Genomic DNA, 25,540 nt, shown 5'->3' on the forward strand with positions numbered 1-25,540 from the left:
CGGCTATCCGTTCATTCGATCCGATTCATCCGCCATGTCCCTCGATTCCCGCCAGCTCGCGACGCTCGCGCAGCAATACGGCACCCCGCTGTGGGTGTACGACGCCGACGTCATCCGCGACCGCATCGCCCAACTGCGCCAGTTCGACGTGATCCGCTACGCGCAGAAGGCGAATTCGAACGTCCATATCCTGAAGCTGATGCGCGACGAAGGCGCGTGCGTCGACGCCGTGTCGCTCGGCGAGATCGAGCGCAGCCTCGCGGCCGGGTTCAGTCCGGCAGGCGAGCCGGAAGGCGTCGTGTTCACGGCCGACCTGATCGACCGGCCGACGCTCGCGGCGGTGCTCGAGCACGGCGTGACCGTGAACGCCGGCTCGCTCGACATGCTCGCGCGCATCGGCGAGCACGCGCCCGGCCATCGCGTGTGGCTGCGCGTCAATCCCGGGTTCGGCCACGGCCACAGCAACAAGACCAACACCGGCGGCCCGCAGAGCAAGCACGGCATCTGGATCGACGACGTGCCGCGCGCGATCGAGATCGTGCGCCAGTACGGGCTGAAGCTGGTCGGCATCCACATGCATATCGGTTCGGGCGTCGACTACGGCCACCTGTCGCAGGTGTGCGACGCGATGGTCGATCTCGTCACGTCGCTCGGCCACGACATCGACGCGATCTCGGCCGGCGGCGGCCTGTCGATTCCGTATCGCGACGGCGAGCCGCGCGTCGACGTCGGCCACTACTTCAGCCAGTGGGACGCCGCGCGCAAGCGGATCGAACGGCATCTCGGCCACCCGGTGCGCATCGAGATCGAACCGGGGCGCTTTCTGGTCGCCGAGGCCGGTACGCTCGTCACCGAGGTGCAGGCCGTCAACCGTCGGCCGAAGCACGATTTCGTGCTGATCGACGCGGGCTTCAACGACTTGATGCGCCCGTCGATGTACGGCAGCTATCACGCGGTGTCGGTGCACGCGCACGATGGCGCGCTGCCCGCCGGCCGGCCGCTCGTCGACCTCGCGATCGCCGGGCCGCTGTGCGAATCGGGCGACGTGTTCACGCAGGACGCAGGCGGCGTGGTCACGCACCGCAAGCTCGCGCAGCCGCAGATCGGCGATCTGCTGTTCCTCCACGACGCGGGCGCGTACGGCGCGTCGATGTCCTCGAACTACAACAGCCGGCCGCTTGCGCCGGAAGTGCTGGTCGATCGCGGCACGCCGCGGCTGATCCGCCGCCGGCAGACGATCGGCGAATTGCTCGCGCTCGAAACGTTCGAGTAACGCGCGCCCGGCGTGACGAACGCCGACGGCCAGGCTTGCCGCTACCGGCAGCCTGGCCGTTTTGCTTGGGGGTTTCGCCGTCGGGATCACGATCGCGATCGTGCGCATCGACGGCAACCGGCTTGCCGCCAGCCGCGCAACGGGTAACGTCGGCCCGATGCGCGGCACGCCGCGGCGCCTGCCTTACCCCGCGCGCCGCGCGGGCGCCATCTTCGAGAAGTACTTCGCGCCCGCCACGCAGCCGACCACGACGACCGTCACGACGACCATCGACGGCGGCACCGTCTCGTGCAGCAGCCCGGCCGCGAGCAGGAGGCCGAAGAACGGCTGCAGCAGCTGCAACTGGCCAACGCCCGCGATTCCGCCGAGCGCCAGCCCGCGATACCAGAACACGAAGCCGATCAGCATGCTGAACAACGACACGTACGCGAGCCCCCACAGCGCGGCGGCATCGACGCCGTCGAACGACGCGGGCCAGGTCAGCCACGCGAGCGGCAGCATCAGCGGCAGCGACAGCACGAGCGCCCACGAGATCACCTGCCAGCCGCCGAGCTGGCGCGACAACCGCGCGCCTTCCGCATAACCGAGCCCGCACGCGACGATCGCCGCCAGCATCAGCGCATCGCCGACCACCGACGCCTGCCCGCCGTTGCGCAGCGCGAACGCGGCCACCGCGCCGCTGCCGACGATCGAGAAGATCCAGAACGGCAGCCGCGGCCGTTCGCCGCCGCGCCATACGCCGAACAGCGCGGTCGCGAGCGGCAGCAGCCCGACGAACACGATCGCATGCGCCGACGTCACGTGCTTCAGCGCAAGCGCCGTCAACAGCGGGAAACCGACCACGACGCCGAGCGCGACGACGCCCAGCGACACGGCCTCGGCGCGCGACGGCCGCGTCTGCTTCAGCACGATGAGCAGCAGCAGGCCGAGCGCGCCGGCGATCGTCGCGCGGGCAAACGTGAGAAACAGCGGATCGAGCCCTTGCACCGCGACACGTGTCGCGGGCAGCGAGCCACTGAAGATGATGACGCCCAGCATGCCGCTGAGCCATCCGTCGGTCGTCTTTTGCACGGTCAATCCTGAATGGAAAGTGGATGACCGATGATCCGCCGCCGGCGAAAACGGCGTAAGCTACAGCCCAATACAATTCAGACAAACTGTACTGGACAAACGACCGTACAGCTCATCGTTCGTCATGAGCCCTTCCGCCCCGATGCCCGCTCCGCCCGCGCCGTCGCGCACGCGCGTGGAAACCGTCATGGACACCCTGCGCGCGCGGATCGCGAGCCGCGCGCTGATGCCCGGTGCGCGTGTGCCGTCGATCCGGATGATGGCCGACGCGCTCGGCGTATCGAAATCGACCGTCGTCGATGCGTACGAGCGGCTCGCGAGCGAAGGCGTGCTCGTCGCCCGGCGCGGGTCGGGCTTCTACGTGTCGGGCCACGCGCCGCCGCTTGCGCTCGCCGAGCTGGGCCCGCGCCTCGATCGCGAGCTCGATCCGCTGTGGTTGTCGCGCCAGTCGCTCGAAGCGGCGCCGACGTCGGTGAAGCCCGGCTGCGGATGGTTGCCGTCGTCGTGGCTGCCCGACGAAAGCCTGCGCCGCGCGCTGCGCGCCGTGTCGCGCGACGAACCCGACGCGCTGACCGACTACGCGACACCGCTCGGCCTGCCGGCGCTACGCCAGCAGCTCGCGTGGCGGCTCGCGCAGCACGGCGTCCACGCGGAGCCCGCGCAGATCATGCTGACCGACGGCGGCACGCATGCGCTCGACCTCGTGTGCCGCCTGCTGCTGGAGCCCGGCGATACAGTCGTGCTCGACGATCCGTGCTACTTCAACTTCCAGGCGCTGCTGCGCGCGCACCGCGCCCGGATCGTCAGCGTGCCGTTCACGCCGAACGGCCCCGATCTCGTGCGCTTCGAGCAAGTCCTTGCCGAGCATCGACCGCGCCTGTACATCACCAACGCCGCGCTGCACAACCCGACCGGCGCGACGCTCGCGCCGCCCGTCGCGCACCGGCTGCTGACGCTCGCGGCCGAGCACGGCCTGCTGATCGTCGAGGACGACATCTTCGCGGATTTCGAAAGCACGCCCGCGCCGCGCCTCGCGGCATTCGACGGGCTGTCGCGTGTCGTGTCGATCGGCAGCTTCTCGAAGACGCTGTCGGCCGCGATCCGGTGCGGCTATGTCGCCGCGCGGCCGGAATGGATCGACGCGCTCGTCGACCTGAAGCTCGCGACGTCGTTCGGCAATGCGCAGATCGGCGCGAACGTCGTGCATCGGCTGCTGATCGACGGCACGTACCGGCGCCATCTCGACGGCCTGCGCGCGCGTCTCGCGGATGCGATGGGCGAGACGATCCGGCGCCTCGCGCGGGCCGGGCTCGGGATCTGGACGGAGCCGCGCGGCGGGTTGTTCGTATGGGCGCAATTGCCGGACGGGCTCGACGCGGCGCGCGTCGCGCGTCATGCGCTCGACCACGACGTGGTGCTCGCCCCCGGCGACGTGTTCAGCGCGTCGCGCAGCGCGACGTCGTACCTGCGCTTCAACGTGTCGCGATGCAAGGGCCCCGCCGTGTTCGATGCGCTCGCGCGAGCGATGGATGCGGCGCGGGGAGCGGAGCGCGACGGCGCGCCGGCGGATGCCGGCGGCCGTGTACTGGCCGGCAGGTGACGCGAGCCGGCCGTGCCGCGGCGGGTTGCCCCACCGCCTGCGTCACACCTCCCCCGCGTGCGCCCTCGCCCTGACCTCCGCGAACGACGTATCGACGAGCAGACGCCCGGTGTCGAACACCGTCTCGAGCGCCTCGTCCCATTCGCCTTCGAGCGCACGATCGTCCCACGCAACGGGCAGCGTCACCGTCCGATACTCGCCGGTGCGCCAATTGCGCAGCAACGTGAGTCGCCCCTGCTTCGAGCGCTTGCCCTGATCGGTGACCGGATCCTTGCGGACATCGTGCCACACGCCGCCGCGCCGGATCGCCGAACACTTCATCGCGAAGCGCTGCGTATCGCGATTCACGCGCTGCAACAACGCACCGCCCATGCCGAACACCACGTTGCCGGCCGCGTAGCCCGCATCGTCGAGCGCGGCGAGGATCGCTTCGATCGACTGTTCGTCGACGCCGTCGCCCTGGATCACGCGCACATGGTTCAGCACGCGCCGCCCCTTGCCGTTCACGGTCGACCCGAACGATGCGTCGAGCGCCCGCACCGTTTGCAGCACGATCGTCACCGGGTCGCCGGAATCGGGACGCACGACGAGCGTCGCGCCCGAATCGATCACCGCCTGCCGAAGTTCGCCGCCCCACAGATCGAGCGCGGCGAACAGGTCATAGGAGTCCGATACGACCGATACGATCGCGCCCGGCAAACCGAAGCGGCTGATCATGTTGCGATACGCATCGGCCTCGCCTTCGCGCCCCCACGACGTTATCGTGCTGTGCTCGGCCGCCGGCACCGAGTAGGCGGCCATCGGCTCGCGATAGAAGCGGTTCGCGGCCAGCACGCCGAGCACCGTGTCCGAACCCATGAAACTCACCAGGTGCGCGGCGCCGCCGATCGCGGCCGATTCCGCGCTCGACACACCACGCGCACCGAAGTCGTGCAGCTTGAACGGCAGTTGCGCGAGATCGTCGTCGGTCCTGTCGAGGAAGCGACGAATCGTTTGCCGCAGGTGCCAGCTGCGGGTCGCCACCGTCACCGGATACCAGATGCGCAACAGCATCGTCTCGAGATACGACGCGAGCCAGAACACCTGAGGATCGTCGCATTCGATCGTCATCAGCACGTTGTGCACCGGCACGATCGAACCTTCCGGCACCGCGCGGATCTTCACCGGCAGATAGCCGTCGTAGTGCTCGACGATATGACGCCATCCGGCTTCGTTGAACGGTTCGCCGTGCACGGTGAAGAAGTCGCGCGCGTCGTCGATCATCGCGTGCGTGACCGGCTTGCACAGGTACTCCTTCAGCAGCATCTGCAGCCCGAAGAACAGCGTGCGGTCGTAGCGGCCGCCGCGCGATTCGACGTACGAGAACATCGCCGATGCGTCCGGCGGATATTGCAGGAAGTGGGAGGCCTTGTACGAATCCGTGTTGAGAACCGGATTGGCGAGAACCGCGGCAAAGCCGCCGGGATCGTTTTGCATGGCTAGAGCTCCTCTAGGCCGTTGAAGTGCCGCCGCGTCTGTCGCGGCGGACCGAATGCGGGGAATCAGCGCGTCACAGCTTCCCCAGGAAGTGATACGCGATGTCGAAGTGATCCTCGAACATCACGTTGCGCATCTGCGCGAATTCGTTGAGCGGAACCCAGCGCGCCTTGTCGGCGTCGTCGCTGCCCTTCACGCGCGGCAGCTCGCCGGTCGGGAAGTTGAACAGGCACGCGTGCGTGATCGTGCGGCCGCGCAGCGAACGCGTCGGGTGATCGAACACCTGGCGATCCTTGATCGAACCGCGCAGCACGGGCTCCGGCAGCTTGAGGCCGGTTTCCTCGCGCAGCTCGCGAATGCACGCCGCATCGAGCCGTTCGTCCTGGTTCACGAAACCGCCCGGCAGCGCCCACAGGCCGCGGCCCGGTTCGCTGCGGCGGCGCACGAGCAGGATATGCCCCGAGTGCACGACCACCGCGTCGACCGTCACGAACGTGACGGGATACGGCGCGGCCGCCCAGGCCTTGCGATACGCGGCGATGAATTCGGCTTCCGACTTCAGTTGCGCGAATTCCGGCTGCGTGCGGAACCGCTCGAGCCAGCCGAACACGGGTTCCGGCACGGCCCACTGCACGAAGCTGTTGGTGCGTTCGGCGAAATACTGTTCGCGGATCTCGGTAGCGGAAATGTCTTCCGTCGCGTCGACGTCGACGAGCTCCCATTGCGGGAACATCCGCAGGTAATACGACGTGGCGTCCTTCTCGTGGCCGATCAGCCCGACCTTGCGCTGCGCGACGTCGCCGAGCGCGCCGGCCACCGCATCCTGCACCCAGCGCACCCAGTCGCCGTCGTTGTAGGTCGAATCCTGCAGCGGAGCGATCGTCACGCGGTCGCGCTCGGACGCGTCGAGCAGCGAAGCCAGCATCTGGCGGCGCTCGTCGAACGAGAACGGATCCTTGATGGTGCGGGGCTTGTCGGTCGATCCGATCAGCACGCACACGCGCTCCGCGCGGCTCAGCGCCGACTTCAGCACGTTCAGGTGACCACGATGCGGAGGCTGGAAACGACCAATGAAAACGAGCGCGTCGAAGCGCCGGTTCTGTTGCGTGCTCATGAGGCTCCCTCAAGAGATTGAAACGCTCCGGGTCTGTCCCGAAGGGTTGAGACAAATCCTAGGGGAATTCCCGAGGTGCGTCAATCGATCCCATTCGAGCGCACGCTCGACTTGACGAAGTCTGACGAAACACAGGTTATTGGCGCGGTACACTCGACTGCATCCCAATCCGAACCCTGGCACCCGCCCTCATGAGGATCTCAGTCAGCCGGACCGTCGGCGTCGATCGCAGACGCCTGTTCACGTGGTCGCAGGATTACGGCCGGCGACTCGTGTGGGACAGTTTTCTCATCGATGCCTATCTGCTCGACGGAACGACCGCCGATGTCGGCGTCGACGCGTTCTGCCGCAGCCAGTCGGGCGCGACGATGGTGTCGCGCTACATCTCGTACCGTCCGCCGCAGGTCGCCGCCGTCGAAATGGTCGAAGGGCCGAAAGTGCTCGAACGCTTCAGCGGCAGCTGGAACTTCACCGAGCGCACGCCCGGGTCGACCGAGGTGAAGTTCACGTACCACTTCCGTGCGCAGCCGTCCTGGCTGCGCTGGCTGCTCGAACCGCTGATCGGCGCGTTCTATCTCGTGCAGACGCGCCGGCGTCTCGATTCGTTCAAGCGCTGGGCCGAGGCGGAAGCGCTGCCGCGCTGATCGGCATGCGCCGGCGCTCGCGCCATCGGATATTTGCCAGATTCGCCGAAGCCGGGGAAACTACGGGCCACCGTCATCCCGACGGCATGCCCTGACCGAGAGAACAGGGCACGCTCCCTGTAACGGCATCGACACAAACATAATCCGATGAGCCTGATATCCCGATTCTTTGGCCGCAAGGAAACGCCCGAAAACCCCGTCGCGCTGGTCGCGGCACCCGACGTCGAGAATCCGCTGAGCGTGGCGGTCGTCTTCGACGGTCCGCTGCAGGTCGACATCGCCGCACTGACGGCTGCGCTGCGCGCGTACCACCCGAGCATGAAGCAGGCACGCGTCGAAACCGAGCCGACGCTGGAGCAGGTATTCGGGCTCGCCGGCTGGGGCAACCACGTCGTCCGGCTGGTCGGCTTCGATGCGCCCTATCCGTCCGACGCGCTGGAAACCTGCGTCGCGCCCGCCCACTACGGGCAGGACCTGAAGCAGCAGGTACGCGCGAGCCGCAGCCACGTGATCCTCTATTACGCCGGACATGAAGCAAATCCGCTCGACCAGTATGTCGCGCTGGCGGCCGTCGCCGGCGCGCTGGCCGAACAGAACGGCGTCGCGGTGCTGAACGAGCACGCGCACACGTCGTTGCCGGCCGGCGTCTTCAACGCGAAGGAGCTCGGCGAAGAAAGCCTCGACGTGCTGCGCGACATCCCGCTGAACCTGTTCTTCTGCGGCTTCGTGAAATACGAGGTCGAAGGCGTCGAAGGCGTGTGGATGCGCACCTACGGCGCCGACGTGTTCGGCCTGCCCGATTTCGCCGCGCTCGCGGCGGGCCATCACGAAGGCGAACGCTACTCCGGCATCTTCAACAATGTGATGCACTACCTGCTGGACAGCGGCGCGCGGATGCATGCGGGCGAAACGATGCAGGTCGGCACGGAAACGTTCATGAAGCTGCGCGAGCCGCTCGAGAGCGAGTACTACCTGCAAGGGCCCGCACAAGTGCTGGTGGCCGAGCTGATCTCGGCGAGCGAAATCAATCGCTGAGACGCACATTGACGCACGGCGTGCGGGGTCGAATGCTCTCTAACCGATCCGCGCGCCGCCACGGCAAATGACGGCTGCGTGACAGTCGCTCGCTCCCCCGATAAGGAGATGCCCATGTTCGGCATTCGCGTTGCGCTCACGTTGGCCGTGATCGGCCTGTCGTTGTCGACGTTCCGGTTCGAACGCTAGCGCGTCACGAACGTTTCCGCGCCCGCTTCGCGGCGCAACATCGCTGCCGCGTTGACGACCCAGGTGCGAAATGCGTATTCAAGCCGGCAAGCCGCCGCGCGCCACCTGCTGCCGAACCTGCGCGTGCGTGCCGAGCGCCGTGGCGATCGCATCGACCGCATCGGCCGCGCGCGCCGCGCCGCACATGAACGCGTCGACGGCCGCGAAGCGATGCTCGGGCCACGTATGGATCGTGATGTGCGACTCCGCCAGCAGCACGACGCCCGTCACGCCATGCTCGCCGCCGAAGTGATGGAAGTGCGCGCCGATCACGCGCGCGCCGGCCCGTTGCGCCGCGTCGGTGAGGATCGCCTCGAGCCGCGCGGCGTCGCGCAGCAGCGCCGCGTCGATGCCGGCGAGGTCGGCCAGCACGTGCGAGCCGAGTGTCGCGCACGGCGGCGCGATCCCGTCGCGCGCGGTCATTTGTGCGACCCGTACGACGAGTAGCCGCTGCGCGCCGACGAACTGCCCCACCCGCCGCCGCCCGAACCGCCGCCGCCGAGCGACGCGCAACTGAATAGCGTGACGACGATCAGCCCGTAGATGCCATAGAGGATGTAGCGGATCACGCGTTGCCCCCGTCCGACGCAAACCGCGCCCACAGCCATTCCGGCAGCCACAGCACCAGCAGGCCGACCAGCACGTAGACGGAGCGTCCGGTGAACGAGAACAGCGAGCCCAGGTTGAAGATCACGAGCAACGCGCTGAACATGAACGGCAGCGGCGCGAAACTGTGCGGCCCCTTCCTGCCGAACAGGCCCATCGATCCGGTGGCGCCGCTGGCGCCCGCGGCAGCCGCGGTGGCCGTTGCCAGCGCCGGCGTGCCGAAACGCTCGGCGAGCGCGCTGCCCGACAGCGGCCGCGCACGCGACCAGACGATCTCCGCGTCACTGCGCTCGCGCGTCAGCTTGTCCTTCTGCCAGCCGTAGTCGACGATCGCCGTGCGGTCGCCCGCCTGCACGCGCCAGTTGAATGCCCCGACCACGTAGACGACCTCCGATTCGTATTCCTCGCGCAAACGGTAGGTCTTGCCGCCATCGGTCACGCTGGATTCGCTGCCGATCGTCGGCCAGTGGTCGAGCACCTGCACGCGCTCCCAGCGCCCTTCGCTTTGCACGAGCCACAGGAAGCCGCGCTTCGGGTTCAGCAGCAGGTATTCGTCCCAGGTCTCGGCATCGTCCGGCACGCGACAGCGCATCATGCCGATCACCGTGTACTTCACGCCGTCGAACGTGCCGATCGCGCCGAGTTCGAGCGCGCCCTTCACCGATTCGAGCTTGCGCTGCGCCGCGAACACGGTTTGCTGCTCGGCCGTGCACTGCACGCCCGCATGGCAACTGCCGCACACGACGTAGTCGGCCACGTTCGGCGCATAGGCAAGCGGCGCACCGCAGCTCGGGCACTCAAACGGCACCATCTCGGCGCCGCGTTTCTCGCGCGTATCGTTTTCGGTATCGCGCAATCCCGTGAACGCGAGCGCATCGAATTCCAGCGCCTCGCCCGAATAGACGGCCGGGATGCCGCCGTTCGACTCGGCGTCGGAATAGTCGTAGGTCGCGAAGGCATTGCCGGTGCGCAGGTCGACGACGCGCGCCTCCCAGCCGGCATCGACACGGAACGGCAACTCGCCGTCGCCGCCCGTGCAGCGTGCGGTACGCACGTCGGATACCAGATACGCACGGCCGCCGTGGTCGATCCGCATGCCCGGGTCGAGCGTGCCGAATGCGGGCCATGCGCCGCCTGCCGCATCGTCGGGTTCGCGCACCGTGATCGCATACTGGCCCGACGCATCCGACAGCCAGCCGAACGCGCCGTCGTCGAACACGACGTACCATTCGCTCCACGCACCGGCGTCGTACGTCATCTGGATGCGGCCGAGCACCGTGAACGCGCGGTTGCCGTAGCGCCCGGCCGTGCCGATCTGGATCGGCGATGCATCGTCGAGCACCGTGGCCAGTTCGCCGATGCGCTCGACGTCGGCGCCGCGCTTGAGCAGCGTGCTGCGGCAGAACGCGCAGACGGCCATCACCGCCGCGGCCGAGCGAAACTCGACCGGCGCGCCGCATTGGGGGCACGAGGTACGGAACATGCGTGACGCTTACCGCGTGAGCTTCGCGAGGATCTCGGCCTTCGCGCGCGAATAGTCGTCTTCGGTCACGAGGCCCTTGTCGAGCAGCGCCTTCAACTGCTCGAGCCGCTGCACGTAATCGGTGCCCTCGGCCGTTGCCGCGGCCACCGGCGCCGCAACGGGCGCGGGCGGCACAGCTTGCGCCGGTTGCGCGGCGCCCGCGATCTGGCCGGCCATCGCCTGCCCGATCGCCGCACCGGCGGCCAGCCCCGCGCCGACCCCGGCGATGCCGCCCGGGTTCTGCGCGGCGAGCGGAATCGCCTGCGCGGTCTGGTATTGGGTGGCGCGCGCGAGATCGCCGGCCATCCCCGCTCCGATCCGCAAGTCGAGCGCCTTTTGCAGCTCGGCCGGCAGCGATACGCTCTCGACCGCGAACGCGTCGAGCGCAAGCCCGTAGCGCGTGAACACCGGCACCAGCGCGTCGGCGACGCGCTGCGACAGCAGCGACTGGTTCGCGGCCATGTCGACGAACGGCACGTCGGCGGAGCCGAACGTCGTGCTCATCGCGGTGACGACCAGATTGCGCAGTTGTTGCTCGAGATCGTCGACCGTATACACCGCGCGCGTGCCGCTGACCTCGCGATGGAACGCGGCCGCATCGACGATCCGGTACGAGTAGATGCCGAACGCGCGCAGTTGCACGAAGCCGAATTCGCGATCGCGGATCGTCACCGGCTGCGCGGTGCCCCAGCGCCGGCCCAGTTGCAGCCGCGTGCTGAAAAAGTAGACGTCCGACTTGAAAGGCGACTGAAAGAATTTGTCCCAGTTCTTCAGGTTCGTGAGCACCGGCAGCGTGCGCGTTTCCAGCGTATAGAGGCCCGGCTGGAACACGTCGGCGACCTTGCCTTCGTTGACGAAGATCGCGACCTGCGTTTCGCGCACGGTCAGCTTGCCGCCGTACTGGATTTCCTGGTCTTCCATCGGATAGCGCCAGGCCAGCACGCCGTCGGTGTCTTCCGTCCATTGCAGGACGTCGATGAACTGCTTGCGGATGAATGAACCCAGACTCATGTCGGTCTCCTCGAAACGCGTGGCGCGTCAGGTCAGGCAGGCGGCATTGATGATGCCGACGACGAGCGACGCGGTGCCCATCAGGCCGCCCATCGCGACGTTGCGATCCTCGATCGCATGATTCATGCCGGGCATCACGCGCGTCAGCACCGCGTAGGTGATCAGTTGCACGATCATCGCGCCGACGGCCCAGATCACGACTTCGCCGAGCGTCGAATTGTGCGCGATGCTGGACGCGAGCGTCAGGCAGAAACCGATCAGCGCGCCGCCGAACGACAGCGTCGCGGCCGCGTTGCCGTCGCGGATCAGCGCGAGTTCGTCGAACGGGGTGACCTTCAGGTACACTGCCGCGAACACAAGCAGCAGCACGAACGCCGACAGTAAATGAACCGCATAAAGATAGGCACTATTCATTCTTTTCCTCGGATTTTGTGCTCGGTTCGCCGCCCCGTCGCCGGTCGGCCCGCGCGGGGCCGCCAGACGAAAATCCGCGCCAGTATATCCAGATTGCCGAACACTGCACAACGGATGCGCGATGCTGCATAAGCGTGCGCTCGTCCTGTCGATTCTCGTGCTCGCGTCGTGCGGGCTCGGCTATGAACTGATCAGCAGCGCGCTGTCGAGCTACCTGCTCGGCGATTCGATCCTGCAGTTCTCGTCGGTGATCGGCTGCTACCTGTTCGCGATGGGGATCGGCTCGTGGCTCGCGAAGTTCATCGAGGACGACGACGTGCTCGACCGCTTCGTCGACATCGAACTGCTCGTCGGCCTGCTCGGCGGCGTATCGGCCGCGCTGCTGTTCGTCGTGTTCGCCTGGCTCGCCGCGCCGTTTCGCGCGGCGCTTTACGCACTGGTGCTCGCGCTCGGCCTGCTGATCGGAATGGAAATCCCGCTCGTCATGCGCGCGTTCCAGCAGCGGCGCCAGGCGTTCCGCCATACCGTCAGCGAGGTGCTGACCTTCGACTATCTCGGCTCGCTCGCCGTGTCGCTGATCTTCCCGCTCGTGCTCGCGCCGCGTCTCGGCCTGCTGCGCACGAGTTTCCTGTTCGGTCTCCTGAACGCCTTCGTCGCGTTGTGGACGACGCACCTGTTCCGCGACGAAATCCGCAACGTGCGCGGCAAGCTGATGCGCGCGTCGCTCGTGATCGGGCTGCTGATCGCCGGGTTCGTGCTGTCGGAGCGCATCACGCATTGGGCCGAACACGGCGTGTACGGCGACGAGACGATCTATTCGGAAACGACGCCGTACCAGCGCATCGTGCTCACGCAGTGGCACGACGACATGCGGCTGTACCTGAACGGCAACCTGCAATTCTCGTCGCGCGACGAGCACCGCTATCACGAAGCGCTGATCCATCCGGCCATCGAAGCGCTGCCGTGGGCGAAGCGCGTGCTCGTGCTGGGCGGCGGCGACGGCCTCGCGGTGCGCGAACTGCTCAAGCATCGCCATCTCGAACGGATCACGCTCGTCGATCTCGATCCGGCGATGACGAAGCTGTTCTCGACGTCGGCACCACTCGTCAAGCTGAACCAGGGCGCGCTGAAGGACCCGCGCGTGCAGGTGATCAACGACGACGCGGTGCGCTGGCTCGAATCGAATGCCGACGTGTACGACGCGATCGTCGTCGACTTCCCCGATCCGACCAACTTCGGGCTCGGCCGCCTGTATTCGGTGCCCGTATTCCGGCTGCTGGCGCGGCACCTGTCGGAGAACGGCTACACGGTGATCCAGTCGACGTCGCCGTATTTCGCGCCGCACGCGTACTGGACCATCATAGCGACGCTGCGCGAAGCCGGGCTCAACACGTGGCCGTACCACTGCTACGTGCCGTCGTTCGGCGACTGGGGCTTCGTGATCGCCGGCAAGCGCCGCGATTTCACGGTGCCGACGCACTACTCGGTGCCGACGCGCTGGCTCGATGCGCAAACGGCCGCCGAGATGTTCCACTTTCCGGCCGACATGCCGGCGCTGCCGATGTCGCCGAACGAACTCAACGACCAGCCGCTCGTGCGCCGCTTCGACGACGACTGGAAGCACGTGCTGCGCTGATGGACCGTCGCACGTTCCTCGTCGCGTCGGCTGCCGCGTCGCTCGCTGCCTGCGGGCGCAGCGGCTGGATCGAGACGACGCCGCAGGTCGGCTATCCCGGCATGCGCGAAGGCCACGCGTTGCGCGACCATGCCACGCTGCCGCCGCCGTCCGCCACGATCGAGACGGATGTCGCGATCCTCGGCGCCGGCGCGGCCGGGCTGTCGTGCGCATGGCAGCTCGCGCGCGCGGGACACAAGCGCTTCACGGTGCTCGCCGGCCCCGAATTCGGCGGCAACGCGGCCGGCGGGCGCTTCGGCGGGCTCGGCTATCCGAAGGGCGCGCACTATCTGCCGCTGCCGTCGCTCGAATCCGCGCATCTGCGCGACATGCTCGCCGATCTCGGCGTGATCGAATTCGCGCCGTTCTCCGCGCGGCCCGTGTACGACGAGCGGGCCCTCGTCCATGCCCCCGACGAACGGCTGTTCATCGGCGGGCAGTGGCAGGACGGCATCGTGCCGACTGCCGGCCTCGACGCCGACGCACTCGCGCAGCAGGCGCGCTTCTTCGCGTACACGGACGGGCTGCGCACCGCGCGCGGCGCCGACGGCCGCAAGGTGTTCTGCATCCCGATCGCGGAATCGTCGCGTGACCCGCGCTGGCGCGCACTCGACCGGCGCTCGTTTCGCCAGTGGCTGCGCGACGAGGGCTACACCGCGAAGGCGCTGCACTGGTATCTGAACTACTGCTGCCGCGACGATTACGGCGCCGGATACGAGCACGTGTCCGCGTGGGCCGGCCTGCACTATTTTTCGTCGCGCGGCGGCCATGCGGGCGATGCGGGCGACGGCGCGGTGCTGACCTGGCCCGACGGGCTGCACACGATGGTGACGAAGCTGAGCGATTCGATCGCCGCGCGCACCGGCTCGAACGCATGGTCGCGGGACGGCTTCGCGGTGCGCGCGACCGAACGCGCGGGCGGCGTCGACGTGCTGTGCGCCCGCGTCGGCCACGACGGCGCGCTGTCGACGTTCACGCTCAAGGCCCGCCGGGTCGTATGCGCGATGCCGCTGTTCGTCGCGGCGCGCGTGTTTCCGCAGCTTGCCGCGTACGGCTTCGAACCCGCGCGCGACCTGCCGCCGCGCGCGCCGTGGCTCGTGTCCAACTTCCTGCTCGACGGCATGCCGGCCGAGGAAGCCGGCGTGCCGCTCGCGTGGGACAACGTCGTCTACGACGGCGCGGGTCTCGGCTATGTCGTGTCGACGCACCAGTTGATCCGGATGTCGCCGCCGACGCGCTCCGTGTTCTCCGCCTATCAGGCATTGAGCACGCAAACGCCGGACGACACGCGCCGCTGGCTCGCGCAGGCGAAGCCCGACGCGTTGCGCGAGCAGGCGGCAACCGACCTGCAGGCCGTGTACGGCCGCGAGCTGTGGAAGCACGCGAGCGCGCTCGAGATCACCGTGCGCGGCCATGCGATGGCCACGCCCGACGTCGGCTTCCTGAGCCGGCCGGGGCTGCTCGCGCTGCGCGATGCCGACGGCCCCGTCGTGTTCGCGCATGCCGACCTCTCCGGGCTGTCGCTGTTCGAGGAAGCGTCGTACTGGGGCATGCTGGCGGCCCGGCGCGTGCTGGTCTGACGACCGCCGTTCGTCATTGCGGCGTCGCCGCCACCGGCTATAATCGCGCGACATTCCGACTGCATTGAGCAGGCCGACGGTGGCGCGCCGTTCGACGCGCCGCACGCCCTTCTCGACAACAACAATGACGAACCGAACCTTCCGACGCCTTCACCCGCTCGTGCGCGCCGCCGCGCGCGTGCTCGCGTGCGCCCCGCTGTTCGGCGCACCGCTGGCGCTGCACGCGGCCGACACCGCCGATATTCGCGGTGCTGCCGGCGCTTCCGTCACAGAACCCGCGAGCGGGCGCTACATCGTCGTCGACACCGGCCATACGCCAGCGCACCCGGGCTCCACCGGCGCGAGCGGCCGCGTCGAATATCTGTACAACCTCGACCTGTCCGGCGCGGTCGCGGCCCAACTCGCCGCGCACGGCGACCGCGTGCTGCGCACGTCGGCCGACGGCCGCGAGATCAAGCTCGATCAGCGCTCGACACAGGCGCCCGATGCGAACCTGTTCGTGTCGATCCATCACGACTCGATGCAGCAGCAGTTCATCGACGCGGGCCGGCAGCGCGAATTCCGCGGCTTCTCGGTGTTCGTGTCGGAACGCAATCCGCACTATGCGGAAAGCCTGCGTTGCGCGAAGGCGATCGCCGAACGGCTGGTGGCGGCCGGCGAACGGCCGTCGCTGTATCACGCGCAGCCGATCAAGGGCGAGAACCGTCCGCTGATCGACCCGCCACTCGGCATCCATCGCTTCGACGATCTCGTCGTGCTGCGCACCGCGCCGATTCCGGCCGTGCTCGTCGAAGCCGGCGTGATCGTCAATCCGGACGAAGAAGCGCGGCTCGCGCGGCGCGAGACGATCCAGCGCCTGTCCGCCGCGATCGCGGGCGGCATCGACGCGTGTACGACACCCAGATAAACGACGGTATCGCCCGTCGGATCCACCGGTTTTCACCCAGTCAGGAGACTCACCATGAAGAAGAATCTGCTCGCATCCTGTGCGTTGCTCGCGCTTGCCGTTCCGTTCGCCGCGCACGCGGCCGGCTGCGGGAAGCCGCGCAGCGCGTTCGACCAGGTGTATTGCACCAGCACGCAGTTCTCGCAATCCGACCGCGATCTCAACGACGAATACGGCCGGCTGCGCAAGCAACTGAGCGGCGACCAGCAGGCAACGCTGAAGGCCGGCCAGCTCGCGTGGCTGAAACAACGCGACGCGCAGTGCAGCGAGACGCGCGGCAGCAGCTATCTCGTCGATATCCAGTGCGCGAACGACATGACGCAGTCGCGGCTGTCGTTCCTGCGCGAGCGTGAGCGCGAATGCTCGAGCACCGGGTGCGTGACGTCGAAGCTCGGGGAGTAAGGTCGCCACGCGTGCCGCGCCGCGAAGCATGTCACGGCACGGCACACCGCTCGAAAGGAACGACGATGCGGCATGAATTCTCTGAAGTCCTCAACGATCTGATCGACTACTTTCTCGTCGGCGATCTTCTGCTGCTGAAGCGCTACAAGGACGAACACGGGCTGCCGGACGACGTCGCGTCGGCGTTCACGACCGGCGACAGCGGCGACCACGCGGTGCTGGAAGGCATCGTCATTCCGCTGGCCGGCATCGAGAATCATCCATATACGATCATCTTCACGCTGGACGACGACCCGCCCGAATTGCTGAAAGCAGGCAGCCGCCTGCAGCATCGGCGCGGCGGTTACGTATTGCGCGTCGAGCATCGTGCGGTGATGCTCTACACGTGGCGCATTCTCGAACGTTTCACCGACGAGACGGTGAATGCGCTGCTTGCGCGCTATCGCGAACCGGGCCGGCCCGTCATTGAAATCGACAACGGCTGGTACGACGTCGAGATCCTCGGCGGAGAAATCGCGCGCGACGGCTGGTTCGAACCCGCGTTCGAGTTCGTGTTGAAGAAAACCGATGCCCCGGGCGACGCATCGCACGTGGACATCCACTACCGTTTCGCCATCGACGGCAGTCTCGATCCGGCGGCATGAATCCGGCGGGCAGCCACGCGGCAGACGGCAACCGATCACGGAGCACGCATGACACCGAACACGGCGACGATCGACATCCGCACGGCCACCGTCGCCGATGCATCGGCCATCGCCGACATCCACGTCGCGTCGTGGCAAGCCACTTACACGGACATCATGCCGGCGCCGTTCCTCGCCGGCCTGTCGGTCGAAAAGCGCACAGCCGCGTGGCGCCAGGCATTCGACGCAGGACGGCCGCGCGTCGCGCTCGCGTTCACGAACCACGCACCGGCCGGCTGGATCGCATATGGTCCGACGCGCGACACCGACAAGGATCGCGCCTGGGGCGAAATCGAAGCGATTTATCTGCATCCGTCGCATTGCGGGCAAGGTATCGGCGCGTTGCTGGTCGACCATGCATGCCGAGCGCTGCACGACACGGGTCATGCGTGGGTGTCGCTGTGGGTGCTGGTCAGAAACCGTCGGGCACGGGCGTTCTACGAACGCGAAGGTTTCGTCGCCGAACGCGACATCAAGACGTTCGAGATCGACGGTATGTCGATCGAGGAAGTGCACTACTGGCGCGCACTTCCCTAGCCGGCTGCTTCGACGCGCACGGCCATCACAGAAACCATCGATACTCCCGCGCGCCGATCTCGTTGCGAAAATCCACTTCCTCCTGCCGCTTGTTCTCGCAATACACCATCACGAATTCGCTGCCGAGTCCTTCGCGCACGGCCGGATGATCCTGCATCGCCGCGACCGCCGACAGCATCTCCTTCCGAAAATCGATGCCGCTGCCGCGATCGTCGTTGAGCGGCGCGATCGGCTCGAGCCGCGCATCGAGCCCGTGCTCCATCCCGCTCAGGATCGCCGCCAGCACCAGGTACGGGTTTGCATCCGCGCTCGCGAGCCGGTGCTCGATCCGCAGGTTGCGTGCATCCGATTCCGGAATCCGGATGCACGCGTCGCGATCCTCGAAGCCCCAGCTCGCGCGGCTCGCGGCATTCACCATCGACCCGTAACGGCGAAACGCATTGTGATTCGGCGCGAACACCGGCATGCAATGCGGCAGCAACGCGAGACAGCCGGCCACCGCGTGCCGCAGCGGCCGCTGCCCGTCCGCGGCAAGCACGTTGCGCCCCGCGTCGTCATACAGGCTCACGTGCACGTGCATCCCGCTGCCCGGTGCATGCAGATACGGCTTGCCCATGAAGCTCGCACGATAGCCATGCCGCAACGCGACGCCGCGTGTGCTGCGGCAGAACAGCGCCGACCAGTCGGCCGCGCGCAGCGCGTCATCGGTATGCCCGAAGTTGATCTCGAACTGGCCTGGCCCGAGCTCGGCGGTGATCACCGTCGCATCGACGCCCTGTTCGCACGCGGCGTCGACCATCTCGTGCAGCACGTCGGAGAAGCGCGACAGGCGCTCGATATGCATGTTGGGCTGGTCGTCGCGGTCGTCGCTCAGGCGGTCGCGCGGATACTGCGGCATCCCGTCTTCGAGCTGCGCGGCGAACAGGTAGAACTCGAGCTCGAATGCGACGACCGGCCGGATGCCGCGTGCCGCGAACCGACGCAGCACGCGCGCGAGCACCTCCCGCGGCTCGAATTCGATCGGCGAATCGGTGCCGTCGGAGCTGATCAGCATCTGCGCGAGCGGCTGCCGCTCCCAGCGCACGGGCTTCAGCGTGCCGGGAATCAGGCGGCGCGGCGCGTCGGGATCGCCGTCGTTGAAACAGTAATCGCCGATCTTGTAGAGGCCGCCCTGCGTGCCGAGCAGCACGCAGTTCTGCGGCTGCTTCAACAGCGAGCCGGACGCGACTTTTTCGAGTGCATCGATCGGATAGCGCTTTCCGTAGAAATGCCCGGGCAGGTCGAGGCAGATCAGGTCGACATAACGGATCTCGGGGTGCGCCTGCCGGAATGCGCGGACTTCACTGACCAGCGCGGGAACGACGTCAGCCATGTCTCATCCTTTCCATGTCTTGTAGAGCGGTGCCGCAACGCGGCGAACCGGATTCATGTGGCGCACGGCGCGACGGCTGGCGACGCCGCCCGCCCCGTCGAGCGCTCAACTCACGTGAATACCCAGATCACGCGCGTCGGCGCGTCGGTCAGGTTCGCATACCGGAAGCGCTTGTGCGCGGGAAGCTGAAATGCATCGTTCGGGCCGAGCGTGACAGGCGTGTCGTCGCCGTCGATCCAGATCGTCAGTTCTCCTTCGAGCACGAAGCCGCCCTGCTCGTCGCTGTCGTCGACCGGGCGATCGCCGCTGCTCGCGCCTGGCCCAAGATGGCTTTCGAGGATCGAGAAGCGCGAACGCATGTTCGGCGACACGAGAATGTCGGTAATGCCGGCCGCGTAATGCACGGTACGGCGTTCGTCGGGCCGCGTGACCCACGGCACGCTGCGCGGCTTGCTCAGGCTGTAGAAATACGTGGTCGGCACGCCGAGCGCTTCGCCGATCGCGGTGAGATCCGCGACCGTCGGACGCGACAGCCCGCGCTCGACCTGCGACAGAAAGCCGACCGAGCGGCCGATCCGCTCGGCGAGATCGCTCAGCGTGACCTTGCGATGCTTGCGCAGGTCGCGGATCAGGATCGCCAGACTTTCTATCTCTTCCTGTTCGTTCATGATGGATTCCGGTGCAATCAAACGGTATCGCGCAAGCGGTACCAGGCCTTGCCGATCGCCTCCAGCGGCGCGGCCAGCCGGTCGCCGCCGGGAAAGCGCGGGTTGCGGATGCGCTGGTACTGCGCGAGCAGGTGTGGGTCGCCGAGCACGGCGTCGGCCACCGCGCGCGCACCAGCGAGCGTCGGCAGCACGCCGTGCCCCGAAAAACCCTGCAGCCAGAAGCGCTGCCCGCGGCGGCCGATGTCCGGCGTGCGGCGCATGCTGATGTCGATGTGACCGCCCCACGCGTAGTCGAGCGACACGCCGGCCAGTTGCGGAAACACGCGTTCGAGATGCGGGCGCGTCGCCGCCGCGATATCGGCCGGGATGCCGCCGAGATACGTGCAGCCGCCGCCGAACAGCAGCCGGTTGTCGGGGCTCAGGCGGAAATAGTCGGGCACGAACTGGTTGTCGATCACGCAGCTGTTGCGCGGCAGCAGCGCATGCGCGACGTCGGGCGCGAGCGGCGCCGTTGCGATCTGGTACGTGCCGACCGGCAGCAGCCGGCGCGCGAGGTCGCGATCGAGCCGGTCGACGTACGCATTGCAGGCGAGCACCAGCACGTCCGCCCGCACTTCGCCGCGCGCCGTGCGGGCGACGTGGCCGCCGGCCGTCTCGTGGCAGTCGAGCACGCGGCTCTGCTCGAAGATGCGGCCGCCCGCGCACTCGATCGTCTGCGCGAGGCCAAGCGCGAGCTTCAGCGGGTTCAGGTGGCCGGCCTCCGGATCGTGGAGTGCGGCGAGATAGCGCGTGCCGCCGATCCATTCGGGCATCTCGTCGCGGCCGATCAAGCGCAGCCGGTCGTAGCCCCACCGCTCGGCGGCCTCGTCGCGGGTCTGCGCGAGCATCGCCACGCGCCGCGGCCGCACCGCGGCCCACAGGCTGCCGGGCCGGTAATCGATGTCGAAACCGTGCCGCGCCGGCAGTTCGCGCACCTCGGCCGCCGCCCAGCGCATGCTGTCCCACAGCAGGCGCGCGCCGTCGCGGCCGAGCGCCTCCTCGAGCGGCTGCATGTCGCACGACCAGCCGAGCAGCGCCTGTCCGCCGTTGCGGCCCGATGCGGCCCACGCGACGCGGCTCGCTTCGAGCATAACGACGCGCTTGCCGGCAAGCGCGAGCCGCAGCGCCGTATGCAGCCCGCTGAAGCCCGCACCGACGACCAGCACGTCGGCGTCGACGCGTTCGTCCAGCGCCGGCCGATGCGGGATCGGCGCCGGGTAGGTGCCGGCGTAGTAGCTTGCGACGTGACGGTCGGACTGCACGAACATGCGGACTCCCGTGAAAATTCCACCGAGAAATTTCATGAAAAACTAGCATGACAATTTCACACGAGCAAGCGGGGGATCGACTGTCGAGATGCATTCAACTTGGAATCTTTTTCGTTCAAGTTGAAACCAACCCTAACCTGAGTCCACAAGACTGTCCCATTTGGAAGTGGAAAATTCCGGCATGACGTTGTCACCAAGACCAGGAGGTCATGTCGTGAAGAAGAGAAAGTTCAGCGAAGAACAAATCGCTTATGCGTTGCAGCATGCCGAGCTGGCATGCCAGCACTCTCGCAAGAGCCCGAAAACCGCCGCACGGGCCAGCGCCGGATCGCCGACCGAGAACTCGCGCTCAATCTCGAGCAAGATATGCGGTATCGTCGCGAAAATTTCGACTGCGCGTAGGAGCGAAGTCGAGACCAACCCGCGCGCCGCGACCAGACAGGGCAATATGTGCCGCCAGTTGTCGAGCCAGACGCGCGCGGCCGCGAGGTCGGCTGATGTCACCAAACGAATCGGTATGCCCTTGAGTTCGTCATTAGGGCGCGCAGCTGGCTGCGGCATTTCCGCGAGCGAATCTAAAAGGATGACTAACTCTTCGCGGTTGGCATAGCGGACCCAAAAGTCGGCGAGGTAGCACCGTCCGCTGAGCTGCGCGTAACCCGGCCGCTCACAAAACGATTGGACCGCCGGATCCGCTTCGATGAGCAGCCACAGTTCGGGGGCGCCGCGTTGGAACAGCGTCAGTCGGCGCTTGAATTTGAGGCGAGTTGACGACATTATTTTGGTGACATCGTCAATAAAGTCGTCAACTCGGGTGCCACATGCCTTGAACAGTGGGGATTCTGGAGTGACAGAATTAATTTGCTCTACGACTGGCGGCCGCGGGCCGTTACCGCGGGCGCCGTGCTCCCCGCCGCGCTTGCGGCGCGTGGCTGCTGCGGTCGCCGTTGATGCTGATCCGCGCGATGGCCGCGCCCGAACCCACGCTCGCGGCTGGCGCCGCATGCCTGGTGATCGCGTTTCTCACACTCGTCACTGAACGCCGTTACGGAGTGGCCGCTCGCCCGTGTCCGCATCGCTCACGCGGATGCTGCGCGTGGCGCTCGCCACCGCGCTCACTAGCGTGCTGGCCGCGACGTGGTTCGCGTTCCGGCATCGCACGGGCCGACTGGCTCGTGCAGGCGGCCGCGCGATGCCGCCGTGGCGGCCGAACTGGCCATTCGCGGCGTACTGCCGTGGTTTGAGGTACCGCGCGGCGCCGTCGTGCCGACGAGTGCGATTGCCGGCCTGCTGAGCCGGCGCCCGTCGCTGCCCATCCTGTTCGTCAATATCTCGAAAACCTGGCGCAAAGGGGGCGTTCATGTAGACAGAATTAATTTGCTCTACGGCGGCAGACTGACCGACAACGTCGACCGGCCACCGGTGGATCAATGTGCGTACCGAGCACCACCAATTGCCGTCGCGGCTATTGCCATAGGTACCCGACGTGTTCGGGTTTACGCCTGAATGAGCCCGCGTCAGCCATTACATTTTGGCATGCCGGCTCAAACAATTTCGATGTTGTAGCCATCAATTTTGCTCACTATATTCGACACATGAGGTGCCGATTTGCGGCGCACATCCGCACCGACAGGGCAGGCAAGACTACGAACGATGTTTTCGCTCAACTGCGTCGAGGAAGATCCGTGAAAAAACTGATGAAGCTGCGTCCGGTTGCCATAACACTTACGCTCGGTTGTGCGACCAGCGTTTCCGCGCTTGCCGCCGGGCAAATCACGTTCGTATCGCAAGGCGGCGCCTATCAGGAAGCGCAGACAAAAGCGATATTGGATCCGGCCGCAAAAGAGCTGGGTATCACGATCAAGCAGGACAGCATTCCGGATGCGTGGCCGCAAATCAAAGCACAGGGCGCGACGGGCAAGCCGATCTGGGATGTCGTCGACACGCCCACTTCGAATTGCCTGCGCGGCGGCCGTGAAGGACTGCTCGAGAAACTCGATTTTTCGAAGATGCCGAATGCCGCGTCGGTCCCGGAAAAATATCGAACGCCCTATTCGGTCGCATACGAGTTCTATTCGACGGTCATCGGCTACAACAAGAAAGCCCTGAAGAAGCCGCCCCAAAGCTGGGCAGACTTTTGGAACGTGAAGGATTTTCCCGGAACGCGCGCGCTGCGCAACGACCCGCAGACGGTGCTCGAAGCCGCGCTGCTCGCCGACGGCGTGCCGCGCGACAAGCTCTATCCGCTCGATGTCGATCGCGCATTCAAGAAGCTCGCCCAGATCAAGCCCAGTATCGCAGTGTGGTGGACCTCGGGTGGCCAGTCCGCACAACTGCTCCATGACGGCGAAGTGGATATGGAGATGATCTGGAATGGACGTGCGAGCTCGATCGCAAAAGACAATCCCGACATCGGGTTCACCTACAACGACGGCATTTTGCAGAATACGCAGCTGTGCATCCTCAAGAACGCGCCGAACCTCGCGAATGCGGTGCGTTTCGTCGACGCTGCGGTATCGCCGAACCTGCAGGCCAACCTTCCGACCTATATCGACTACGGCCCCGGCAATCCGGCTGCCTACAAGACCGGCAAGATTTCGGCCAAACGCGCAAGCGAGTTGCCGAGCTCGCCCGAGAATGCGAGCAAGCAGGCGTTGATGTCAGAGGATTGGTGGGCGTCCGATCAGGGCGTCCAGGCAAAGGCGCGCTGGCTGAAGTTCATGCAGCAATAAACCAGTCGACACGTGGCGACGGTGGGCGTGCCCTGCCGCGCGCCGTGCGATGACCGCCGCGCCGGGGCGCGGCCGCTTTGCCCCTTTTCGAGCGTCACGATGTACGACTATCTGATACTCGGCGGCGGCTCGGCCGGCTGCGTCCTTGCGGCTCGACTCACCGAGGACGCAAACCGAACAGTATGTCTGGTCGAGGCCGGCCGGGACCTCACACACGCGTCGATGCCCACCGCTATCCGAAGCCGCTATCCCGGCCGCGCATACCTGGACCCTCGCAACATCTGGCGGCATCTGCACGCGAGCATGAGCCGGCCCGCCGCGCCGCGCCGCTACGAGCAGGGACGGTTGCTCGGCGGTGGATCGGCGATCAACGCTTTGATGGCCAATCGCGGGGCACCCGGCGATTATGACGAGTGGGAATCGCTCGGTGCATCGGGCTGGAACTGGGCGAGCTGCCTGCCCTACTTCGTCAAACTCGAGACCGACTGCGATCTCGCCGGCCCGCTACACGGCATGAACGGGCCAATACGGATTCGGCGCGCGCGCGACGATCGGCTCTCGCCGTTCGTACGGGGTGCGATCGGCGCGTTGGAGCGGCGCGGTTTTCCGCTGCGCGCCGATCAGAATGGCGCTTGGGAGGACGGCACGTTCGTCGGCGCGATCGCTGTCAGCGACGCCGGCGAGCGCATCCCGACCTCGGTCTGCTACCTCGATGCAGCCGCCCGCGCTCGTTCCAACCTGACCGTCCTCACGGATTCGTTCGTTGAGCGCGTCCGGTTCGAAGGACGCCGCGCGACGGGTGCCGAGCTGCGCGGCGCCGACGGCACACACATTACGTTGAGCGCACAACGAGTCATCGTCTGCTCCGGTGCGCTGCACAGTCCGGCGCTCCTGATGCGCAGCGGCATCGGTCCCGCGGAGAATCTCGCCGCGTTAGGCATCGATATAGTCGCGGCACGCGACGGCGTGGGCCGCAATCTGATGGAGCATCCGTCCATTGCCGTGTCGGCATTCTTGCCGCGCGCGATGCGCACGCCGTTTCCCGACGAGCATCACGAACAAGCGATCGTTCGGTACTCGTCTGGACTACCCGGCACGCCTGCGGGCGATATGCACGGCGCGATTCTGTCCCGCTCAGGCTGGCACTCGGTCGGCTATCGGCTCGGCACGATGTTCTTCTGGGTGAACAAGTCGTATTCGCGGGGCCGCGTGACGCTTGCGTCGCGGCATGCGAAGGACGAGCCGACGGTCGACTTCTCGATGCTTTCGGATTCCCGCGACCTCGAACGGCTGAAGGGTGCCGTACGCTTCGGGGCTGCCACCCTGGCGGACGCGAATTTTTCCGCAGCCCTCGGGCCACACTTTCCTTCGAGCTACTCGACGCGGGTTGCATCCGTAGCGCGCCCGGGCGCATGGAACGCAATACAGCGCGGGACACTGAGCGCACTACTCGACTTCGCCGGACCGCTGCGGGCAACGCTCATCGAACGTGTCGTCACGGCGCGCATTTCACTCGACACACTGCTGATGGACGACGCCGCAATGACGGAATTCGTCGTGCGATCGGTCGGCGGAACATGGCATCCGTCGGGTACGTGCCGGATGGGAGCGGCCGACGATCCGCTCGCCGTCACGGCATCGGAC

Annotated in this window: 25 protein-coding genes; 13 read left to right on the plus strand and 12 right to left on the minus strand. The window is 66.8% G+C overall.

The window, feature by feature from the left end; translation table 11 throughout:
- The first annotated feature begins 34 nt into the window (after nucleotides 1–34).
- Nucleotides 35–1,273: a diaminopimelate decarboxylase gene (gene lysA / locus AC3IFE_RS34645; RefSeq protein ID WP_301738199.1), complete on the plus strand. Its 1,239-nt coding sequence runs from the start codon at nucleotides 35–37 to the stop codon at nucleotides 1,271–1,273.
- 183 nt (nucleotides 1,274–1,456) lie between these two features.
- On the opposite strand, the gene AC3IFE_RS34650 is transcribed toward lysA, so the two are convergent.
- On the minus strand, nucleotides 1,457–2,344 hold the full coding sequence (locus AC3IFE_RS34650) for a DMT family transporter (RefSeq protein ID WP_489194960.1): 888 nt from the start codon (nucleotides 2,342–2,344) through the stop codon (nucleotides 1,457–1,459).
- Between the two features lie 124 nt (nucleotides 2,345–2,468).
- Here AC3IFE_RS34650 and AC3IFE_RS34655 point away from each other — a divergent pair, with 124 nt between their 5' ends.
- Nucleotides 2,469–3,944, plus strand: coding sequence for an aminotransferase-like domain-containing protein (locus tag AC3IFE_RS34655; RefSeq protein WP_489194962.1), 1,476 nt, complete (start codon nucleotides 2,469–2,471; stop codon nucleotides 3,942–3,944).
- 42 nt (nucleotides 3,945–3,986) lie between these two features.
- Here AC3IFE_RS34655 and AC3IFE_RS34660 read toward each other — a convergent pair whose 3' ends face one another.
- Nucleotides 3,987–5,420, minus strand: coding sequence for a nicotinate phosphoribosyltransferase (locus tag AC3IFE_RS34660; RefSeq protein WP_089470245.1), 1,434 nt, complete (start codon nucleotides 5,418–5,420; stop codon nucleotides 3,987–3,989).
- A 73-nt stretch (nucleotides 5,421–5,493) separates the two neighbouring features.
- Nucleotides 5,494–6,534: a bifunctional nicotinamide-nucleotide adenylyltransferase/Nudix hydroxylase gene (locus tag AC3IFE_RS34665; RefSeq protein WP_489194965.1), complete on the minus strand. Its 1,041-nt coding sequence runs from the start codon at nucleotides 6,532–6,534 to the stop codon at nucleotides 5,494–5,496.
- 191 nt (nucleotides 6,535–6,725) lie between these two features.
- Here AC3IFE_RS34665 and AC3IFE_RS34670 point away from each other — a divergent pair, with 191 nt between their 5' ends.
- On the plus strand, nucleotides 6,726–7,178 hold the full coding sequence (locus tag AC3IFE_RS34670; protein ID WP_089470246.1) for a type II toxin-antitoxin system RatA family toxin: 453 nt from the start codon (nucleotides 6,726–6,728) through the stop codon (nucleotides 7,176–7,178).
- A gap of 147 nt (nucleotides 7,179–7,325) precedes the next feature.
- Nucleotides 7,326–8,213, plus strand: coding sequence for a DUF4261 domain-containing protein (locus AC3IFE_RS34675; RefSeq protein ID WP_489194966.1), 888 nt, complete (start codon nucleotides 7,326–7,328; stop codon nucleotides 8,211–8,213).
- A 267-nt stretch (nucleotides 8,214–8,480) separates the two neighbouring features.
- On the opposite strand, the gene speD is transcribed toward AC3IFE_RS34675, so the two are convergent.
- From speD to AC3IFE_RS34700, 5 genes are read right to left on the minus strand one after another with little or no spacing between them, the layout of a single operon-like run.
- Nucleotides 8,481–8,864, minus strand: coding sequence for an adenosylmethionine decarboxylase (gene speD / locus AC3IFE_RS34680; protein ID WP_489194968.1), 384 nt, complete (start codon nucleotides 8,862–8,864; stop codon nucleotides 8,481–8,483).
- Nucleotides 8,861–9,010 (minus strand): hypothetical protein, encoded by a 150-nt coding sequence (locus AC3IFE_RS34685; RefSeq protein ID WP_179233498.1) that lies wholly within the window; start codon nucleotides 9,008–9,010, stop codon nucleotides 8,861–8,863. Before AC3IFE_RS34685 ends, speD begins: the two co-directional genes overlap by 4 nt.
- Nucleotides 9,007–10,530, minus strand: a complete 1,524-nt coding sequence (locus tag AC3IFE_RS34690; RefSeq protein ID WP_489194970.1) for a DUF4178 domain-containing protein — start codon at nucleotides 10,528–10,530, stop codon at nucleotides 9,007–9,009. The genes AC3IFE_RS34685 and AC3IFE_RS34690 overlap by 4 nt, the downstream gene beginning before the upstream one ends.
- A 9-nt stretch (nucleotides 10,531–10,539) precedes the next feature.
- Nucleotides 10,540–11,580, minus strand: coding sequence for an SPFH domain-containing protein (locus AC3IFE_RS34695; RefSeq protein WP_489194972.1), 1,041 nt, complete (start codon nucleotides 11,578–11,580; stop codon nucleotides 10,540–10,542).
- A gap of 27 nt (nucleotides 11,581–11,607) precedes the next feature.
- Nucleotides 11,608–11,994 carry a DUF350 domain-containing protein gene (locus tag AC3IFE_RS34700; RefSeq protein WP_006480820.1) on the minus strand — a complete coding sequence of 129 codons (387 nt, stop codon included), beginning with the start codon at nucleotides 11,992–11,994 and terminating at the stop codon, nucleotides 11,608–11,610.
- Nucleotides 11,995–12,115: 121 nt separating this feature from the next.
- Between AC3IFE_RS34700 and AC3IFE_RS34705 the strand changes: the two genes are divergently transcribed.
- From AC3IFE_RS34705 to AC3IFE_RS34730, 6 genes are all read left to right on the plus strand, one after another.
- Nucleotides 12,116–13,630: a polyamine aminopropyltransferase gene (locus AC3IFE_RS34705; RefSeq protein WP_489194974.1), complete on the plus strand. Its 1,515-nt coding sequence runs from the start codon at nucleotides 12,116–12,118 to the stop codon at nucleotides 13,628–13,630.
- Nucleotides 13,630–15,249 (plus strand): FAD-dependent oxidoreductase, encoded by a 1,620-nt coding sequence (locus tag AC3IFE_RS34710; RefSeq protein ID WP_489194976.1) that lies wholly within the window; start codon nucleotides 13,630–13,632, stop codon nucleotides 15,247–15,249. The genes AC3IFE_RS34705 and AC3IFE_RS34710 overlap by 1 nt, the downstream gene beginning before the upstream one ends.
- Nucleotides 15,250–15,373: 124 nt before the next feature.
- Nucleotides 15,374–16,156: an N-acetylmuramoyl-L-alanine amidase family protein gene (locus AC3IFE_RS34715; protein WP_489194977.1), complete on the plus strand. Its 783-nt coding sequence runs from the start codon at nucleotides 15,374–15,376 to the stop codon at nucleotides 16,154–16,156.
- Nucleotides 16,157–16,210: 54 nt separating this feature from the next.
- On the plus strand, nucleotides 16,211–16,597 hold the full coding sequence (locus tag AC3IFE_RS34720) for a lysozyme inhibitor LprI family protein (RefSeq protein WP_089470254.1): 387 nt from the start codon (nucleotides 16,211–16,213) through the stop codon (nucleotides 16,595–16,597).
- A 65-nt stretch (nucleotides 16,598–16,662) separates the two neighbouring features.
- Nucleotides 16,663–17,241, plus strand: coding sequence for a hypothetical protein (locus tag AC3IFE_RS34725; protein WP_489194980.1), 579 nt, complete (start codon nucleotides 16,663–16,665; stop codon nucleotides 17,239–17,241).
- 48 nt (nucleotides 17,242–17,289) lie between these two features.
- Nucleotides 17,290–17,817, plus strand: coding sequence for a GNAT family N-acetyltransferase (locus AC3IFE_RS34730; RefSeq protein ID WP_489194982.1), 528 nt, complete (start codon nucleotides 17,290–17,292; stop codon nucleotides 17,815–17,817).
- Between the two features lie 25 nt (nucleotides 17,818–17,842).
- Here AC3IFE_RS34730 and AC3IFE_RS34735 read toward each other — a convergent pair whose 3' ends face one another.
- From AC3IFE_RS34735 to AC3IFE_RS34750, 4 genes are all read right to left on the minus strand, one after another.
- Nucleotides 17,843–19,189: a glutamine synthetase family protein gene (locus AC3IFE_RS34735; RefSeq protein ID WP_489194984.1), complete on the minus strand. Its 1,347-nt coding sequence runs from the start codon at nucleotides 19,187–19,189 to the stop codon at nucleotides 17,843–17,845.
- A 110-nt stretch (nucleotides 19,190–19,299) separates the two neighbouring features.
- On the minus strand, nucleotides 19,300–19,857 hold the full coding sequence (locus tag AC3IFE_RS34740) for a helix-turn-helix domain-containing protein (protein WP_089470257.1): 558 nt from the start codon (nucleotides 19,855–19,857) through the stop codon (nucleotides 19,300–19,302).
- Between the two features lie 17 nt (nucleotides 19,858–19,874).
- On the minus strand, nucleotides 19,875–21,164 hold the full coding sequence (locus AC3IFE_RS34745; protein ID WP_489194986.1) for an NAD(P)/FAD-dependent oxidoreductase: 1,290 nt from the start codon (nucleotides 21,162–21,164) through the stop codon (nucleotides 19,875–19,877).
- A gap of 249 nt (nucleotides 21,165–21,413) precedes the next feature.
- Complete coding sequence (locus tag AC3IFE_RS34750; RefSeq protein WP_489194988.1) at nucleotides 21,414–21,941, minus strand: hypothetical protein; 528 nt, start codon at nucleotides 21,939–21,941, stop codon at nucleotides 21,414–21,416.
- Between the two features lie 423 nt (nucleotides 21,942–22,364).
- On the opposite strand from AC3IFE_RS34750, the gene AC3IFE_RS34755 reads away from it, so the two are divergent.
- From AC3IFE_RS34755 to AC3IFE_RS34765, 3 genes are all read left to right on the plus strand, one after another.
- Nucleotides 22,365–22,670 carry a hypothetical protein gene (locus AC3IFE_RS34755; protein WP_489194990.1) on the plus strand — a complete coding sequence of 102 codons (306 nt, stop codon included), beginning with the start codon at nucleotides 22,365–22,367 and terminating at the stop codon, nucleotides 22,668–22,670.
- Nucleotides 22,671–22,861: 191 nt separating this feature from the next.
- Complete coding sequence (locus tag AC3IFE_RS34760; protein WP_089470262.1) at nucleotides 22,862–23,896, plus strand: ABC transporter substrate-binding protein; 1,035 nt, start codon at nucleotides 22,862–22,864, stop codon at nucleotides 23,894–23,896.
- A gap of 99 nt (nucleotides 23,897–23,995) precedes the next feature.
- Nucleotides 23,996–25,540: GMC family oxidoreductase (locus AC3IFE_RS34765; RefSeq protein WP_489194992.1), on the plus strand; the 1,545-nt coding region annotated here is incomplete at its 3' end.

This window comes from Burkholderia sp. APQ4-4ca (assembly GCF_057837105.1).

Bases quoted from the DNA above. Each gene is read 5' to 3' on its own strand.
- lysA (WP_301738199.1), top strand. From the start codon at position 35: ATGTCCCTCGATTCCCGCCAGCTCGCGACGCTCGCGCAGCAATACGGC.
- AC3IFE_RS34655 (WP_489194962.1), top strand. From the start codon at position 2,469: ATGAGCCCTTCCGCCCCGATGCCCGCTCCGCCCGCGCCGTCGCGCACG.
- AC3IFE_RS34660 (WP_089470245.1), bottom strand. From the start codon at position 5,420: ATGCAAAACGATCCCGGCGGCTTTGCCGCGGTTCTCGCCAATCCGGTT.
- AC3IFE_RS34665 (WP_489194965.1), bottom strand. From the start codon at position 6,534: ATGAGCACGCAACAGAACCGGCGCTTCGACGCGCTCGTTTTCATTGGT.
- AC3IFE_RS34670 (WP_089470246.1), top strand. From the start codon at position 6,726: ATGAGGATCTCAGTCAGCCGGACCGTCGGCGTCGATCGCAGACGCCTG.
- AC3IFE_RS34675 (WP_489194966.1), top strand. From the start codon at position 7,326: ATGAGCCTGATATCCCGATTCTTTGGCCGCAAGGAAACGCCCGAAAAC.
- speD (WP_489194968.1), bottom strand. From the start codon at position 8,864: ATGACCGCGCGCGACGGGATCGCGCCGCCGTGCGCGACACTCGGCTCG.
- AC3IFE_RS34690 (WP_489194970.1), bottom strand. From the start codon at position 10,530: ATGTTCCGTACCTCGTGCCCCCAATGCGGCGCGCCGGTCGAGTTTCGC.
- AC3IFE_RS34695 (WP_489194972.1), bottom strand. From the start codon at position 11,580: ATGAGTCTGGGTTCATTCATCCGCAAGCAGTTCATCGACGTCCTGCAA.
- AC3IFE_RS34700 (WP_006480820.1), bottom strand. From the start codon at position 11,994: ATGAATAGTGCCTATCTTTATGCGGTTCATTTACTGTCGGCGTTCGTG.
- AC3IFE_RS34705 (WP_489194974.1), top strand. From the start codon at position 12,116: ATGCTGCATAAGCGTGCGCTCGTCCTGTCGATTCTCGTGCTCGCGTCG.
- AC3IFE_RS34710 (WP_489194976.1), top strand. From the start codon at position 13,630: ATGGACCGTCGCACGTTCCTCGTCGCGTCGGCTGCCGCGTCGCTCGCT.
- AC3IFE_RS34715 (WP_489194977.1), top strand. From the start codon at position 15,374: ATGACGAACCGAACCTTCCGACGCCTTCACCCGCTCGTGCGCGCCGCC.
- AC3IFE_RS34720 (WP_089470254.1), top strand. From the start codon at position 16,211: ATGAAGAAGAATCTGCTCGCATCCTGTGCGTTGCTCGCGCTTGCCGTT.
- AC3IFE_RS34725 (WP_489194980.1), top strand. From the start codon at position 16,663: ATGCGGCATGAATTCTCTGAAGTCCTCAACGATCTGATCGACTACTTT.
- AC3IFE_RS34730 (WP_489194982.1), top strand. From the start codon at position 17,290: ATGACACCGAACACGGCGACGATCGACATCCGCACGGCCACCGTCGCC.
- AC3IFE_RS34735 (WP_489194984.1), bottom strand. From the start codon at position 19,189: ATGGCTGACGTCGTTCCCGCGCTGGTCAGTGAAGTCCGCGCATTCCGG.
- AC3IFE_RS34740 (WP_089470257.1), bottom strand. From the start codon at position 19,857: ATGAACGAACAGGAAGAGATAGAAAGTCTGGCGATCCTGATCCGCGAC.
- AC3IFE_RS34745 (WP_489194986.1), bottom strand. From the start codon at position 21,164: ATGTTCGTGCAGTCCGACCGTCACGTCGCAAGCTACTACGCCGGCACC.
- AC3IFE_RS34750 (WP_489194988.1), bottom strand. From the start codon at position 21,941: ATGTCGTCAACTCGCCTCAAATTCAAGCGCCGACTGACGCTGTTCCAA.
- AC3IFE_RS34760 (WP_089470262.1), top strand. From the start codon at position 22,862: ATGAAGCTGCGTCCGGTTGCCATAACACTTACGCTCGGTTGTGCGACC.